Consider the following 15,850-nt stretch of genomic DNA (forward strand, 5'->3'; position numbering starts at 1 on the left):
CTCAGGGCTAACCGATCGGATTCCTCAGGCTCCCTGTGTAAATCAGGGAGCCTGAGGCGTCCTGAAGGTCGACCATCTCCAGGGTGTTCCGCAACTGGAGCCGGTTGAGGCACGAGTGGCGGAACTCCGGTACCTCGAGATCCAGGTGACGGCGGCGAGGGAGCCCGCGGGCCCGGTACGCATCCACGTTCTCCCTCACCAGGGTCCAGAACTCGGCATGATCGAGGACACCGGCCCGGTGAAGGATTCCGGACAGGTGGCGCAGGACGCCCACGAAGACGTCGGTGAAGATCAGCTGAGCGGCCTCGTCGTCGTCGATCACGTGGCGCATCCGTGAGATCTCCTCCGGGAGATCACGATCGCCGATGATCGCCGCTTCCTCTCCGATGTCCTTCATGAAGGCGCCGACGACGCGCCCCTCCTTCACCCGGAGGATCAGATTCTCCCCGTGGGGCATGAACGCCAGGTCGTGCCCTTCCACGGAGTGCAGGACAGGTGTCAGGTAGGCGGCGAGGTATTCGCGGATCCACGTCCGGGCGTCGGTCCCGGAGGCGCGGATCAGTTCGGTGACCACCGACCTGCCGCGGGCATCCCGGTGAAGCAGGGATGCCATCGAAAGAATGCGCTCGTCCTCGTCCAGGAACGGCAGGGGGCTCTCGCGCCACAGGGCCGCGAGCATCTTCTGCTGGTCGGACTTGGTCTCGGTCGCGTGGTACGCATCGCCCGTGTAGCCGATCGAGGCGTGTTCGCGCAGCACGTCGAAGTTGAGTTCGCGGAAGAGTTCGTCCCCGCGAACGAGCTCGGCCACCCAGTCGTTGATCGCCGGAGTGGCACGCATGTAGGCGGGTGACAGGCCGCGAAGGAACCCCATGTTCTGGATCGAGAGGGCGGTCTTGATGTACGACTTCGCGGGGTGGTCCCGGTTGAAGGCCGTGCGGATCGACTGCTGAGGCTGGTATTCGTCCGATGCCTCGCCGAGGACCACCAGGCGCCGCGAGGCAATGTCCGGGGCGAAGCTGACCGCGAGTCGGTGCTGGAACTGCCACGGGTGGACGGGGATCCACACGTAGTCCTCGGGGTTCAGGCCCAACTCGGTCAGGCGGTCAGCGAACTCGCTCCGGGTCTCGGTGGACAGCTCGTCGGCCCAGTGCTTCTCCTCCGTGCTCGCCCGCGATACCTCCAGGGTCGTGTGCTCACGGTGTGCGGCCACCCAGACATATCGGAAACGTGAACCGGCTTCCGGGGCGTAGCGGCGGAATTCGTCCAGGCCGAACCCGATGCGGCCATTGGTCGCGACGAAGCACGGGTGTCCCTCGGTCATCGCCGCCTCCGTCTGCTGGAAGTCCGCCGTGACGTCGACATCCTTCCGGCCCAGGGCCAGCTGGTGCGCATTCGGGCCACCGCGGAAGTTCTTGAACGCCCCACTGGCCAGGGTCGAGGCGAGTTCCTCGAGATAGGTTCCCAGGAGTTTCTCCGGGATGCCGAGCGTCTCGTGCAATTGCGCCACGAACTCCTGCGCGTCGAGCGGCAGGCCCTCCGGACTGGCCTGCGCGTGACGGGTGACGGACCCTTCGTCGATGACCCAATGGTTGAGGGGGAGGACCTCGGCGCAGAACCGGTAGACCGAGCCGTCGGGGAGGGCGAGCTCCCACAGGTCATTCTCGATCCGGGTCGGTTGGATCAGGTGCTCGTGGCTGAACTCGGCCAAGGCCTTCGAGACCACGTGGCGCTGCGCCGCATCCATGTATTCGGGATGCAGGTGGGGCGTGGGGTCCGAGGCGAGGGGCCGGCCGGCGTCGTCCGCCTCGACGATACTGAGCGCGGCGACCTTCCCCGGCAGATCGACAGTACGGAGTACCCGGAAGCCGACCTCGCGGTTCTTCGCCGCGATCGCGTGATTGCGCACGTCCGGTTCGACGACGATGCGCCGTGCGCCCAGCTCGCGAATGCAGTGGTCGACGACGGCGCGCATCACGCGACCGGTCAGGCCGCTTCGGCGACGGGACTGGTCCTCCGGCGGGGGAGCAACGAGCAGGTGCATGCCTACGTCACCGGGTCGGGCGTCGAAAACCTCGTTCAGGAGCACGCGGGCCGGATCGTAGGTTTCGGCGTACCCGATCGGTTCGTCGGCATCGTGGATCAGCCACGCGTTCTGGGCGTCGTCCGCGACGATGTCGACGAGGTAGGCCCGCGTCTTCTCCGGAGTGGTCTCCTGCATATCCCAGAAGTGCGACGCCGGGTGCGTCAGCCAGTCGGTGATGATCCGCGAATCTGCGTCGGGGTCGACGGGGCGGAAGGTCAGCGAGCCCGTGGTCTGCTCGCGGTGCTGGGGTGTGTCGACGGTTGTGGTCATTTGATGTCCTCCTTGGCCTGGGACGTGCCGAAGTCCTGGAACGCGATGCTGCGCTCGACGGGATAGACCTCCCGGCCGGTGATCTGTCGAAGAATGGTGGCATTGCGCCATGCGCCCATGCCGAGGTCGGGTGCCGTGAGGCCGTGCGTGTGCTCCTCCGCGTTCTGCACGAAGATGCGGCCACCCAGGGTGTCGACGTGGAATTCCAGGTCGACGTCGAACCGTCCGGCCTTGTCCCGTGCGATGAGGTCCTCGACGGGTTTGAGGAATTCCGGGTCGCGCGGGGCGTAGCCCGTGGCCAGCACGAGCTGCTGGGCCGTGCGCTCCGAGGTTTCGCCCGTCTCCTCGTGGCGCAGGGTCAGGCGGACCTCGCCGTTGCCGGCGTCGTATTCCGAGCCGACGACGGCCGTATTGGTCAGCAGGGTCGTCGGCACGGTGCGGTCGACCGATTCCCTGTACAGGGCTTCATAGATCTCGTCGATGGTGTTCATGCTGATGCCCTTGTAGAGGCCGCGTTGTTCGCGTCCCAACCGGTCGCGCGTCTCTTCCGGAAGGCTGTGGAAGTGACGAACGTATTCGGGGGAGGTCAGCTCGAGGGTCAGCTTGGTGTCCTCCATCGGGAAAAACCGAGGTGAACGAGTGATCCAGTCGAGACGGTACCCGTAGTCCTTCTGCGCGTTCAGGAGGTCGAGGTAGATCTCGGCAGCCGACTGGCCGCTGCCGACGACGGCGACCGACTCCGCGGCGAGCAGATCCTCTCGTTCGTGCAGGAAGCGCGAGGAGTGTCGAGTGTTCCCGTCCAGGCCGCGGAAGGGCTCCGGGACGCGTGGACCGGTTCCGATGCCGGTCACCACGTTCCGGGCCAGGTGCTTCTCGACTCCTTGCGGGGACAGCGCCGTGACCCGGAAGACGTCGTCGTCCTCGAGGTACTCGACCGATTCGACGCGGTGCTGCCAGCGCAGACTGGACACCTGGTTCGCGGCCCAGCGGCAGTACGCATCGTATTCGCGGCGGAGCGGGTGGAAGTCCTCGCGGATGTAGAAGGGATAGAGCCGGCCGGTCTGCTTGAGCCAATTCAGGAACGAGTACCTGGAGGTCGGGTCGGCCATGGAAACCATGTCCGCCAGAAAGGGCACCTGGATCGTGGCGTCGTCGAGCATCATGCCGTGGTGCCAGGCGAAGCCGTCGTTTTCGTCGAAGAACAGGGCGTCGACGTCGTCGAGCGGCTCGCTCAGGCAGGCCAGCCCCAGATTGAACGGGCCGATCCCGATCCCAATGAGATCGTGGACGCGTTCTGCGGGGTCACTTCGTGTCATTCAGGCTCTCCTCGTATGTGGGGGTCGGGCGCGCGGTCTGCTCGTGCATCCGTGCGGCAGTGGCGGCGATCTCCTCGATGCGCTCGGCGATGCGATCGACCTCGGCACCGGGATTCCGAAGAGTCAGTTTGAGGCAGGGCCGGTTCGCGATGACCGTCTTGGCGACGAGCAGGCTGCCGGACTCCTGAAAGTGGCGTCGGATGGGGGCAACCAGGGCGTCGGCGTCGACATCGGTCACTCCCTCGGGCTGCCATCGGAAGACCACGGTCGACAGATCCGATCCGGAGACGAGACGCAGGTCAGGATGCTTCTCGACTACCTCGTGCACCTCGTGGGCGAGATCGACGACGCGGTCGACCGCTTGGCCCAAGGCGTTGGCCCCCGTTCCGCGGAGTGTCGCGAACAGCTTGAGCGCGTCGAAACGGCGCGTGGTCTGCAGGGACTTGTCGACCTGGTTCGGCTCGTCCGATTCCTCGGGGTTGAGATAGTCGGCGTGCCACGTGCCCAGACGGAAGTCCCGCGGATCGCGGAGCAACAACGCGGAGGACGATACGGGCTGGAAGAACCCTTTGTGGAAGTCCACGGTCACGCTCCGTGCCCGCTCGATCCCGGACAGGAGGTCCCGACGCGTGGGGGAGAGCAGGAGCGCCCCGCCGTAGGCCGCGTCCGCGTGGAACCAGATGTCGTATCGCTCGGCGATCTTGGCGATGTCGGGGAGCGGATCGATCATCCCCCGATCCGTGGTCCCGGCCGTCGCGCTGATGGCCATCGGGACCTTGCCGGCGGTCAATGCGTCCTTGAGGCTCTCCTCGAGAGCCGCGGGATCCAAGCGTCCTTCGACGTCGGAGCGGACGGTGACCACGGCGTCGTCGGCGAGACCAAGGAGCAGCGCCGACTTGTCCACGCTGAAATGGCTCTCCTCGCTGGTCAGAATGACCAGTCGGGATTGCCGTTCGCTGCGATGGCGCCAGGAGAAACCATGGAGTGCGGCCTCGCGCGCCAGGAACAGGGCTTGCATGTTCGACTGCGTCCCGCCCGAGGTGAAGACTCCATCCCCCTGGGGGAAGCCGATTTTCCGGGTGGTCCAGTCGATCAGCTTCCGTTCGATGAGGGTTGCGATACGGGACTGGTCGTAGGTGTCCACCGACGTGTTGACCGCAGCCAACGCCGTCTCTGCGGCCACGGCGTTCACGTCCACCGGGCAATTCAGGTGGGCGAGGTAGTCCGGGTGGTGGAACCAGACCGCTTCCTGGAGGAACAGCCGGTCGATTTCTTCGATGACCCGTTGCCCTCCGAGGGGCTCGGCGTCCATATCGATGTCCTCGACGCGGCGCCGCAGTTCGTCGATCGGCGTCGAGGTGGCGGGGGACGATGTCGCGCCGAGATGGCCTGCGACGCGGCCCGCCATGTCCGAGACGAGGTCGACGTATTCACCCGTCGAGTTCGCGTCCAGGAGGTCCAGACGCCCCCTCTTTACTGTATTGACTGCACTCAATTTTAGGTAAGCCTAACCATAGGGGATGAATCCATTCAGAGAAGCTAGCAGAGGGGCAACATGGCCTTCTACCCGGCAAAACGCCCGAACCCAGGGTATTTGACACGTGGAGACCTTGAGGGAAAGAAAAGTTTGCTAATTATTATTTGAGAAGTAAAGTTTGTTGCGGGACTATGCGAATTGTCACTGTGTGTGGGGGCGCCCGGTCGGGTGGCCCGGTTGGGTGGCGGTTTCCCGATGGGGTGGCGGTTTCCCGGCGGGTCGGCGTCGTCCGCGCGGCGGTTCTGTGGGAGATATGTGGCGGTTGCCCGATGGCGTGGCGCTTACCCAACGGTTCGGCGTCGTTCGGGCGGTGATTCTCTGGCAGTTGTGTGGGGGTTGCCCGATGGGGTGGCGCTTAACCTTGTTTGGAGGCGGTTAAACCGCCACCCAACGGGGGCTATCGCCTCCGAATCGGGTAACCGCCTCGTAAGTGGGTCTTACAAGCGGGCCGAAAGGGGATGGCCCCGACATCCGGACCCCGACAGGGCGACCGCGTGGGACCGTCGTCGCGCGCCATCGACCGTCCTTTGGGCCGTCCGTCTTGACCCGGTATGCAAAAATGAGGGGTATGACCAGGTCAGGTATCGATGCCTCGCGGCGTCAGGAGGTTGTCGGCGGATTGACCGTCGGCACCAGATAGCCCCGCTCCGACGGGTTGCGCTCCCACCAGCGGCGCAACTCGCGATTGAACCTGCCCGATGAGAGCCCGCGGCGGGCCGCGAATGGGCGCAACGTAAATAGTCGTCTCGAACGCGCGCCGACCGGACCCACTGCGTCGGCCGGTCGACGGGGCCCTTGGGGGCCTTCGCTCCCACAGACCTCAGACCTCGGTATCCGGACGTACGCGCCCGACGCCGACGACGCCGCCGCAACAGCGCCGTTCCGACGACGCAGCAGCGTCCCCGACGCCGCGCGCCGCCACACCGACGCCGCGCGCCGCCAGGCTGTCGCCGCGCCGGACACGGCCGCTGCGCCCGACGACCAGCCGCGGAACGGCGTCGTCCCGGGCTTCCATCCAGGCAGGATGCACCTACCAATCCCGCGCGGGACCCCGACCGTGGTGTCCCCGCGCCATCAGACCAATGGGGTACTGACCATGCAGCAGCACAGCGAGAAAGAGATCCGCAAGAGTTTCATCAACTGTTCCAAGGGGGCGGCTCAGCGGCTGAACGTTCCCAAGGGTCTTGCCGAGACCGCCTGGGATTCCGAAATTTTTCTCGGATGGATCGACCCGAAGGCACCGCAGAATGCCTATGTCGTCGCCGAAACTGAGAACGGGCTCAGAGGCCTCGTCCTTCAGAAGAACGACCAGAAGACGCGTGGAGGGGCACAGATGTGTCAGCTCTGCATGACGCTTCATCCGGGCAGCGGCGTCTCGATGTATTCCATCCAGCGATCCAAGAGCACCAAGGAGCACTACAACAGCATCGGGACCTACATCTGCTCCGATCTGAAGTGTTCCGACTACACCTGGGGAAAGAGGAAACCAGAGGGTGTGCGTCAGATGGAGGAGACGTTGACGCCGGAGGAACGAGCCGAGCGAACCCGACGCAATGTCGAAGGGTTGATCGAGCGGGTCGCCGAAAAGATGAAGTGATCGGTCGGTCGCGGAGCCGTGCCAGAGGCGTGGACGCAGTAGGATTCTGACTATGTCCATTGCATCCAGTTCTGCCCAGCACGGCTCCAAGATCACCGGCCTCGGTCACTATCAGCCCGAGAAGGTCCTGACGAATTTCGACATCGCCCGGATGGTCGACACGAGCGACGAGTGGATTCAGGAACGTACCGGGATCGTCGAGCGGCGCGTCGTCGAGGACGAGACCGTGGCCGACCTGGCCGTAGCCGCCGCCCGTATGGCGCTTGAGGATGCCGGTATCGAGGACGTGGACCTGGTCGTCGTCGCGAGCACGACGTCGACCGACCGCAGCCCCAACACCGCCGGCCGCGTGAGCCAGCGCCTCGGATTCACGTCCCCGGCCATCATGGACGTCAACACCGCGTGCTCGGGATTCGAGTACGCCATGGGCGTTGCCGACCAGGCCATCCGCGCTGGGAGTGCCGAGTCGGCCGTCGTCATCGGGTCCGAGACGCTGAGCATCGTGACCGATTGGACCGATCGTCGGACCTGCATCCTCACCGCCGACGGCGCCGGGGCCGTGGTCCTGCAGAAATCGGAGGAGCCGCGCGTCAGCCAGACCGTTTGGGGATCCGTTCCCTCGATGGCTGACGCCGTGGTGATCGACGGCGACCCCGAATACTTCTCCCAGGACGGTCGGCAGGTTATGCGTTGGGCATTCACCGATGCGTCGAAGCAGGCGCACAAGGTGCTCGACGCCGCCGGCCTCGGCCTGGACGACATCGATGTCTTCGCCTTCCACCAGGCGAATCTCCGCCTGGTCGAGCCTCTCGCCAAGGCGCTCAAGGCCACCGACGAGCAGATCGTCATCAAGGACGTCATCGAATCCGGGAACACCTCGGCCGCGAGCGTTCCCCTCGGCCTGTCGAAGTACTGGCACCGCGGGGATCTGCCCCGGGGCGGTACCGCCCTGTTGCTTGGTTTCGGCGGAGGATTCACCTTCGCGGGCCAGGTCGCGAAGTTGCCCGAATAGGAGGTCGCCCGAGCAATTCGGGCCCTTACCCGTCCGGCCGGTGGTGTCTGTGCGGGCTCAACTGTTCTGCGATGCCTTGTGGCGCATCAAGTCCAGCGCGATCATGCCGCCGATCAGACCCATGCGGTCCAGTGGGGTGACGTCCGGCCGGATGTCCAACGCGTAGCGGCTGTGCCCCAGGATTCCTCGGCCGAGGCCGCCCCATCGGCGGGTGGCCCGGGCGATGTCGACGTCGCCGACCTCGGCAACGAACTCCATGCCCAGGGGTTTGCCCCTGAGCACGATGGTGGACCCACCACCAATCTGGATCTCGGCTCTCAGCCCGATCATGGAAAACCGCTTCTTGATCAGCGCAAATTGGTTGCCGTACGCGTCCGAGAGCTCGTAGGTATCGCGCATGAAGTCTATGGGGTCGGTGACCCCCATGATGAATCGGCCGTCCGCTTCCGTCACGACGAAGGAGCGGCTGCCGATGAGCCAGCGCGGACCTGCGTCGTTGGTCGTGGCGACGTTGCCGACGGCCGCACCGGCCTCATCGAGGATCTGGAAGTCATTGGACATGAAGCCGGTGACCTGTTGCATCACCAGCGTGTTGTGGTTCAGGAGCGACTGCGGAGAATTGCTGTGTTCCATGCCTCCAGTATGAGCGGTCGGCCGGCTATTGCCGACTGGAGCGCGTCGTCGGTGGGCCGCGAGGTGGCAATCCTGGGCAGTTCCCCGGTCGAGACGGCCATCCCGTGCAGTGTTCGGCCCGAATTCGTCCCGAATCTGCCACCTCGCGAGCGGGGCCGCACGAATCTGCCACCTCGCCGACCCGCCCCGTCCGGCCCATACACCCCGCCCCTGTAACAATTCTCCGTGAGATGACACGGACGCGACATGCGGCGTCATTCCCGCAACGGCGGGACACAGCCTGTCTTGATGACGGTCGTTTCTCCTAGCCTCGACCTAAAAGGTTCGTCCCCAGAGAAACGAGGCCCCATGACGGACATACCGAGCCTGCCCAGCGATTACCCCTCCTTGGCGCAACATTTCGCCCCGCTCTTCGAGAGCATTGCGAAGGGGTCGTTGGAACGCGACGTCGAGCGGCGTCTTCCGTACGAGGAATTCCGACGGCTCGAGGCCGCCGGATTCAGCACGCTCAGAGTCCCCGCGGAGCACGGTGGTCCCGGTGCCAGTATCGAAACCTTCACCCGTCTCCTGATCGATCTCGCCGCTGCGGATGCCAACGTCGCGCACGTCTACAGGTCGCATTACGGGTTCGTCGAATCTCTGAGGTTCCAGCCTACGGAGATCCAGGCCGCCTGGTACCCGCGTGTCCTGGCGGGTGAGACGGTGGGCAATGCTTCGACCGAGATCGGCGGCAACTCTCTGGGAACCCTGAACACCCGACTCGCGGACACGCCGGGAGGCTGGCGCGTGCGCGGCGAGAAGTATTACACGACCGGGACGATCTTCTCGGACTGCACCCGTGTCTCGGCGTCGCTCGAGGAAGGCGAGGGTCGCCGCTTCGCCGTCGTGCGGACGGACGCCCCCGGGGTGAGCATCGCCGACGATTGGGACGGCTTCGGTCAGCGCCTGACCGGCACGGGCACGACGACGTTCGAGAACGTCCCCGTCGAAGAGCACGGTGTCCTGGACAGGGTCACCGGGTCCCCCGAGGCCATCCACGAGGCGGCCTTCTTCCAGCTCGTGCTTCTGGCGGTCATGGCCGGTATCGCTCGCGCGGCCCGCGACGATGCCGCCGGGGCAGTCGCCCGGAGGGCGCGCACCTTCAATACGGGGTCGGGACTGCCCTTCCGGGAGGACCCCCTGATCCAGGAGGCGACGGGGAGAATCGCGGCCAAGGCCTACACCGCCGAAGCAGTCGTGACCCACACGGCCAGGATTCTCGATGACGGTATCGCCGCGGCAGAGGCGGCCGGGGCGGCGTCGTCCGAATTCCTCGACGATCCGGACTTCGTGGCCCGGATTCCGGAGGCGCTCTCGTTCTCCGAGGTCGCGGTCGAGCACGCGCAGGTGAGCGTGCCGGAGGCCGCCCTCGGTGCCGCCCAGGAGCTCTTCCTCACGGGTGGGGCGTCGGCCACGTCGCGGTCCAAGGGCCTGGACCGCCATTGGAGGAATGCTCAGACGGTCGCCACCCACAATCCCATTGCTTTCCGCGCTCGGGCCGTGGGCGACTACTGGATCAACGGGACCCTGCCCGAGGGGCTCAACGCGATTGGCGACGCGACCTCAAGGAAGGGCGCAACGTCATGACCCAACAGACCCTCGATGCCGCCCCCGGCCCGCGGGAGACCGTGAACCGGTCCCGTCCCGTCCGGGTCCTGGGCAGTGCCTTCGCCGGTACGACCTTGGAGTGGTACGACTTCTACCTCTACGGGATTGCCGCCGCGATCATCTTCAACAACCAGTACTTCCACGGGTCGACCCCATTGATCAGCCTGCTCGCCTCGTTCGCGACCCTCGCCGTCGGGGTTCTGGCGCGCCCCATTGGGGGAATTCTCGCGGGGCACATCGGGGACAGGGTCGGGCGGAAGTCCCTGTTGGTTGTCTCGCTGCTGACCATGGGGATTTCATCGTTCCTCATCGGCGTGCTCCCGAACTTTGACGCCATCGGCATCTGGGCCCCGATCGCCCTGGTGGCCCTGCGCATTCTCCAGGGCCTGTCCGCGGGCGCGGAATGGGGAGGGTCCGCGCTGCTGAGCGTCGAGCATGCGCCGACCGGATTCCGGGGATTTTTCGGATCGTTCACGCAGATCGGCTCCGCCGGGGGAATGCTCCTGGCGACCGGGCTCTACGCCATCGTTCAAGGCGTCTTCACGGACGAGCAATTCGTTGCCTTCGGGTGGCGGCTTCCCTTCCTCGCCTCCGGAGTGTTCGTGCTGGTGGCCCTGTGGATTCGCCTCGGCGTCACGGATGCCCGGGAATTCACCGAGATCAAAGGGGCGGGCCGGACCGAACGGGCACCGGTGTGGACCATGGTCAAGAAGTATCCTCGTGCCCTGGCCGTGACCACCTTCCTCCGCGTGGCACAGAACGGGATCTACTATCTGGTCACGGTCTATCTGCTGACGTATCTCAAGGACACGCAGGGCGGGTCCGGGCCGGTGCTCACCGCCGTCATGATCGCCTCCGCCATTGGACTGGTATCCGGACCCTTCTGGGGGTGGGTCTCGGACCGGGTCGGTCGGCGGCCCGTGTCCCTCGCCGGGTACGCGGCGATCGGCGTCTTCGGCTGGGCCATCTTCCTCGCGGCCGACGCCGGAAGCTTCTCGACCCTCCCGCTCATCATCATCGTCGGTCTCGTCTTTGCCCACGACTCCGTCTACGGACCGCAGGCCGCGTGGTTCGCCGAGCAGTTCCCCGTGGAAGTCCGGTACTCCGGGGTGAGCATGGGCTACCAGCTCGGAACCCTCATCGGTGGCGGCCTCATGCCGTTCACCGCGACCTTGCTCTATGCCTGGGGCGGCGAGACCCCCTGGCTGATCACCACTTACCTGACCGTACTCGTGGTTCTTTCCATCCTCGCGGCCCTGCTGGCCGTGGACCCGGTGAGAGCTGCCGTCAAGGAGAACAGATGACCCGTCCCCTTCTCATCAACGCGTTCGACATGCTCGTGCCCGTCCACCAGACCCCAGGTCTGTGGCGACACCCCGAGTCACGGATCCATGAATTCGACACGTTGAGCTACTGGACCGACCTGGCCACGACGCTCGAGGACGGCGGATTCGCCTCCCTCTTCCTCGCGGACATCCCCGGGATCTATGACGTCTACGGGGGAGACGGCGACGCCGCGGCGCGCGGTGGCGTGCAGTACCCGCTCCTGGACCCTTTGGTCGTTGTGACCGCCATGGCCCAGGGGACCGAGAATCTCGGCTTCGGGGTCACGGCCTCCGTCAGTTACGAACAGCCTTACCTCCTGGCGCGGACCTTGAGCACCCTGGACCACTTCACCGACGGTCGCGTCGCCTGGAACATCGTGACGAGTTACCAGGACTCGGCGGCCAAGAACTTGGGAATGGCCGGGCAAATCCCGCACGACCAGCGGTACGACCGCGCCGACGAGTACATGGAGGTCATGTACAAGCTGTTCGAGGGTTCCTTCGAACCGGGGGCGGTGCAGAACGACGCCGAGGCCAACGTCGTCGTCAAGCCGGACCGGGTGCGCCCCATCGAACATGAGGGGCGGTACTTCTCCGTGCCGGGAGTTGCCCTTGCTCACCCCGGCCCCCAGGGGACGCCGTTCCTCTTCCAGGCCGGCGCGTCCAAACGTGGGCAGCAATTCGCCCTCGATCATGCCGAGGCGATCTTCTTCTCGGGCGGCACGCCTGAACTCGTCCGCACCTGGACCCAATCGGTCCGGGACCAGCTGGAAGCGCAGGGCAGGCCCCGCGACTCCGTCAAGATCTTCAGTCTGGCAACCGTCGTCGTGGCCGAGACGGATCAGGAAGCCGAAGCACGGCTCGAGGAATACAAGAAGCTCGTGGACACGGAGGCCACCTTGGCCCTCTTCGGCGGGTGGACGGGCGTCGATCTCTCCGGCGCGGACCCCGACGACGAGATCGAGCACGTGACCACGGACGCGAACCAGTCCGCGCTCGCGAGCTTCACAACCCTGTCCCCGGACAAGACCTGGACCGTGCGCGACCTGGCGGAATTCGTCGCGATTGGAGGTCGTGGTCCCGTGATCGTGGGGTCGCCGGAGACCGTCGCCGACGAGCTCGAGCGCTGGGTCGAGGAGGCCGACGTCGACGGCTTCAACCTATCGGCCGCCGTGCGCCCGGCCGACCTCGAACGTTTCGCCCACCTGGTCTCTCCCGAACTGAGGCGCAGGGGGCTGCTCGACGAGCCCGAGGGAAAAACACTGCGCGAACGGATCAGCGGTCGTGGCCCTCAGCTGCCGGACGACCACCGAGGTGCCTCCTACCGACGGTAAGAACGCGGGGGACTTCCCGGAAGTTCGCCGAGCATTCCCTCGGCATCTCCCCACAACGTGCTTCGCCCTCGTAGTATGTGGTGAACCATGAAAAGTCATGGTATCCATCTCGGACCGAGGGACTGGGGAGAGAGACCTATGGCGACTTCTGACGGTGCTCACGCGGCTTCGCGCGAGCAGCCGACGCGGCGGGGGCCTTCTCGTGGAAGCGACCCCGCCCCGCCGGCACCCAAGCAGCTCTGGAAGGACTCGTTCGGCCGGGCATCGATCCGTGCATTGCAGATCCTGCTGATCGCCGGGGCCGTGGCGCTCCTGGGGTACCTCGTGGTGACCCTGAAGCTCGTGACGCTCCCCCTGCTGCTGGCCCTCATCATCGCCTCGGCGATGCACCCGATTATCCGGATGCTGCATCGCGCCCACTTCAACAGGACCTGGGCCGCGATAACGGCCCTTCTGGGGATCGTCCTGGTGCTCGCGGCCGTGATCTCCTCGGTGGTCATGACCGTGATCTACGAGTGGTCCGACCTTGCCGTCCAGACGCAACAGGGCATCAACAAGCTCATCACGATCCTGACCGATTGGGGCGTGCCCCTGGACGAGACCCACCTCCAGGAATACCTCAACAAGGGGAGCCAGTACCTGCAGACCAGCAGCGCCGGAACGAGCGCGGTCGAAGGGGTGTCCATGGTGACCGAGCTGGTGGCAGGGGCCCTGCTGATGATCGTCATGCTGTTCTTCTTCCTTCTGGACGGTCCCCGCATGTGGCGTTTCATCCTCGGTTTCGTGCCGGAGCGGCTTACCTCCAGGATCAACGACGCCGGCCTGGCCAGCGTCCACGTGTTGGGCAAGTACATCCGTGGAACCGTGATCATCGCCGCCTTCGCCGCTGTCGTGGACCTCATCGCGATGCTCGTGATGCAGGTTCCCCTCGCGTTCCCGCTCGCGGCCATGATCTTCCTCAGCGCGTTCATCCCGATCGTCGGCGCCTTGGTCACCGGGATCTGCGCCGCCCTGATCGCCCTTGTGGCGGCCGGCCCGATGGCAGCTATCGTTCTCGTCGCCGTCGTGGTCGTGGTGAACCAGGTCGAGCACCACATCCTGCAGCCCAAAGTCATGGGGTCCGCCCTGAGCCTCCATGGGATCGTGATCATCGCTGCGCTCGCCGTCGGAGCGCATCAAGGCGGTGTGGCCGGCGCGCTTCTGGCCGTTCCGCTCTCCGCCGTGATCTGGGCCAGTTACAAGGCCTTCCGCTCCACCAGGTTGGCATCCTCGACCGAATCCGATCTCGCCCAGGAGCAGGCGGAGTTCGACGACGACCAGGCGGGTTCCGAGGAGGCCCCGGCGCAGTCCTGACCGCGGTTCCTGGGCCGAGGTGGCACTCCCGTGCGGTTTTTGGGTCGATGTCGTCCCAAGATGCCACCTCGCGGGCGGGACTGCACGAGGTTGCCACCTCGCGGCTGGAAACCGCACAAATCTGCCGCCGCGCGCGTGTTCGTATCGTGAACACGCGTTCGACCTGTGTGCTGGGACACGCCTAAGCTAATTCGAGTTCATGCACGGACCCAGAGTGGGACGGTGCACACGTCTTCGCTGAGACTCCTTGAGTAGTGATCCCCGCGGAGAACATCGATCGGGTGCAAAGGTAGGCTCATGTCCACTCACGGCGCAGAAGAAACGGCTGTCCTGCCGGCCAAATCTCCCAGACGCGCGGCCCTTGCCGGCTGGATCGGCTCGGCTCTCGAATACTACGACTTTGCGGTGTACGCGACGTCGGCGGCCGTCGTGCTCAACCACATCTTCTTCCCGGAGGGCAATGCCGCGGCCGCGGTCCTGCAATCCATGGGAGTCGCAGGCGTCGCCTACGTGGTCCGCCCGTTCGGTGCCCTGATCATGGGGCCGCTCTCGGACCGGCTCGGCCGCAAATTCGTGCTGATGATGACCCTGTTCCTCATTGGTGGAGCGACGTTCGCCATCGGGTGTCTTCCCACCTACGGGTCCGTCGGCATCCTGGCGCCGATTCTTCTGGTCCTGTGCCGCGTGATCCAGGGCATGTCGGCAGCGGGCGAGCAGGCATCGGCGATCTCGATGTCGCTCGAACACTCCGAGGACCGCAGTCGCGGCCTGATCACCAGTTGGTCCCTGCAGGGCACCCAGGCGGGCTCCCTGTTGGCCACGGCAGTATTCATCCCCTTCACCGCCTTCCTGAGCGAGGACCAGCTCTTCGCCTGGGGGTGGCGAGTTCCTTTCTGGTTCTCCGCCCTGGTGGTACTCGCGGCATACCTGATCCGTCGCAAACTCGAGGAGCCCCCGGCCTTCGAGAAGCAGGACCAGGAGCAATCGGTGCTGGACAAGTCGACGCCGTTGGCCATCACTTTCCGCTACCACAAGGCCGCGATCATCCGGGTCGCGGTGTGCTCCCTGATCAATACCGTCAACGTCGCGTTCACGGTCTGGGCCATCTCCTACGCAACCAACGGCGTCGGCATCGAGCGCTCGACCATGCTCTGGGTTCCCGTGGTTTCCAACTCGGTCGGGCTGCTGGTGATCCCGCTGTCGGCTATGGTTTCGGACCGGGTCGGTCGCAAACCGGTCTTCGTGCTCGGAGCCCTGCTCTCCGGGGGCATGATGTTCCCGTTCCTCGCGGCCGTGTCCGAGGCGAATATCCCTTTGATCTTCCTGTTCGGGGCCCTGGTCCACGGCGGTTTCTACTCGTTCTCCAACGCGACATGGCCCTCGTTCTACGCCGAAATGTTCCCGACGCCGGTGCGCTCGACCGGTCTCGCACTGGGAACCCAGGTGGGCTTCGCCGTATCCGGCGGGTTCGTCCCGGTCATCGCGGCGGCCCTCAACGGCAACGGCATGGACAACTGGGTCATGCCCGCGCTGTTCGTGATGCTCGTGTGCGTGTGCGTGGCCGTCGTCGCGCTCACGGTCAAGGAAACGTCCAAGCGTCCGCTCGAGAACATCGACAATCTCCACATGTCGCGGACCGAGGCGCTCGAGGTCGTCCGGCTCGAGCGCAAGGGAGGCATCGATCCGGAGAGCTCGAACGCGAGCGGGTCGGCGAGGACCACCGTCATCGACTAGGCAGGCCGC

At 65.5% G+C, this 15,850-nt stretch carries 12 protein-coding genes; 7 read left to right on the top strand and 5 right to left on the bottom strand.

Annotated elements, in window-relative coordinates; genetic code table 11:
• Positions 1 to 7: 7 nt before the first annotated feature.
• The 4 genes from AB0Y14_RS08305 to AB0Y14_RS08320 all read right to left on the bottom strand — a co-directional run bounded on the left by AB0Y14_RS08305 (position 8) and on the right by AB0Y14_RS08320 (position 6,236).
• Positions 8 to 2,353: a GNAT family N-acetyltransferase gene (locus AB0Y14_RS08305; protein WP_436588726.1), complete on the bottom strand. Its 2,346-nt coding sequence runs from the start codon at positions 2,351 to 2,353 to the stop codon at positions 8 to 10.
• Entirely contained in the window at positions 2,350 to 3,669 is a 1,320-nt protein-coding gene (locus AB0Y14_RS08310) for a lysine N(6)-hydroxylase/L-ornithine N(5)-oxygenase family protein (protein WP_436588727.1), read from the bottom strand. The genes AB0Y14_RS08305 and AB0Y14_RS08310 overlap by 4 nt, the downstream gene beginning before the upstream one ends.
• Positions 3,656 to 5,164 (bottom strand): pyridoxal phosphate-dependent decarboxylase family protein, encoded by a 1,509-nt coding sequence (locus AB0Y14_RS08315; RefSeq protein WP_436588728.1) that lies wholly within the window; start codon positions 5,162 to 5,164, stop codon positions 3,656 to 3,658. Before AB0Y14_RS08315 ends, AB0Y14_RS08310 begins: the two co-directional genes overlap by 14 nt.
• Positions 5,165 to 6,026: 862 nt before the next feature.
• Complete coding sequence (locus AB0Y14_RS08320; RefSeq protein WP_436588729.1) at positions 6,027 to 6,236, bottom strand: hypothetical protein; 210 nt, start codon at positions 6,234 to 6,236, stop codon at positions 6,027 to 6,029.
• On the opposite strand from AB0Y14_RS08320, the gene AB0Y14_RS08325 reads away from it, so the two are divergent.
• A complete protein-coding gene (locus tag AB0Y14_RS08325) occupies positions 6,231 to 6,803 on the top strand; it encodes an FBP domain-containing protein (protein ID WP_436588730.1) in 573 nt (190 codons plus the stop codon). The two genes, AB0Y14_RS08320 and AB0Y14_RS08325, sit on opposite strands and share 6 nt — an antisense overlap.
• 52 nt (positions 6,804 to 6,855) lie before the next feature.
• Positions 6,856 to 7,815 (top strand): beta-ketoacyl-ACP synthase 3, encoded by a 960-nt coding sequence (locus AB0Y14_RS08330; protein ID WP_436588731.1) that lies wholly within the window; start codon positions 6,856 to 6,858, stop codon positions 7,813 to 7,815.
• Between the two features lie 57 nt (positions 7,816 to 7,872).
• On the opposite strand, the gene AB0Y14_RS08335 is transcribed toward AB0Y14_RS08330, so the two are convergent.
• Positions 7,873 to 8,448 (bottom strand): LURP-one-related/scramblase family protein, encoded by a 576-nt coding sequence (locus tag AB0Y14_RS08335; RefSeq protein ID WP_436588732.1) that lies wholly within the window; start codon positions 8,446 to 8,448, stop codon positions 7,873 to 7,875.
• A gap of 348 nt (positions 8,449 to 8,796) precedes the next feature.
• Between AB0Y14_RS08335 and AB0Y14_RS08340 the strand changes: the two genes are divergently transcribed.
• The 5 genes from AB0Y14_RS08340 to AB0Y14_RS08360 all read left to right on the top strand — a co-directional run bounded on the left by AB0Y14_RS08340 (position 8,797) and on the right by AB0Y14_RS08360 (position 15,841).
• On the top strand, positions 8,797 to 10,074 hold the full coding sequence (locus AB0Y14_RS08340; protein ID WP_436588733.1) for an acyl-CoA dehydrogenase family protein: 1,278 nt from the start codon (positions 8,797 to 8,799) through the stop codon (positions 10,072 to 10,074).
• Complete coding sequence (locus tag AB0Y14_RS08345; protein WP_436588734.1) at positions 10,071 to 11,399, top strand: MFS transporter; 1,329 nt, start codon at positions 10,071 to 10,073, stop codon at positions 11,397 to 11,399. The genes AB0Y14_RS08340 and AB0Y14_RS08345 overlap by 4 nt, the downstream gene beginning before the upstream one ends.
• Positions 11,396 to 12,754, top strand: coding sequence for an LLM class flavin-dependent oxidoreductase (locus AB0Y14_RS08350; RefSeq protein ID WP_436588735.1), 1,359 nt, complete (start codon positions 11,396 to 11,398; stop codon positions 12,752 to 12,754). The genes AB0Y14_RS08345 and AB0Y14_RS08350 overlap by 4 nt, the downstream gene beginning before the upstream one ends.
• A gap of 138 nt (positions 12,755 to 12,892) precedes the next feature.
• Positions 12,893 to 14,107 carry an AI-2E family transporter gene (locus tag AB0Y14_RS08355; protein WP_436588736.1) on the top strand — a complete coding sequence of 405 codons (1,215 nt, stop codon included), beginning with the start codon at positions 12,893 to 12,895 and terminating at the stop codon, positions 14,105 to 14,107.
• A gap of 297 nt (positions 14,108 to 14,404) precedes the next feature.
• A complete protein-coding gene (locus AB0Y14_RS08360) occupies positions 14,405 to 15,841 on the top strand; it encodes an MFS transporter (protein ID WP_436588737.1) in 1,437 nt (478 codons plus the stop codon).
• The last annotated feature ends 9 nt before the right edge of the window (positions 15,842 to 15,850 follow it).

Origin of the sequence: Rothia sp. HC945 (assembly GCF_051370785.1) — a bacterium.
Taxonomy (GTDB): domain Bacteria; phylum Actinomycetota; class Actinomycetes; order Actinomycetales; family Micrococcaceae; genus Rothia.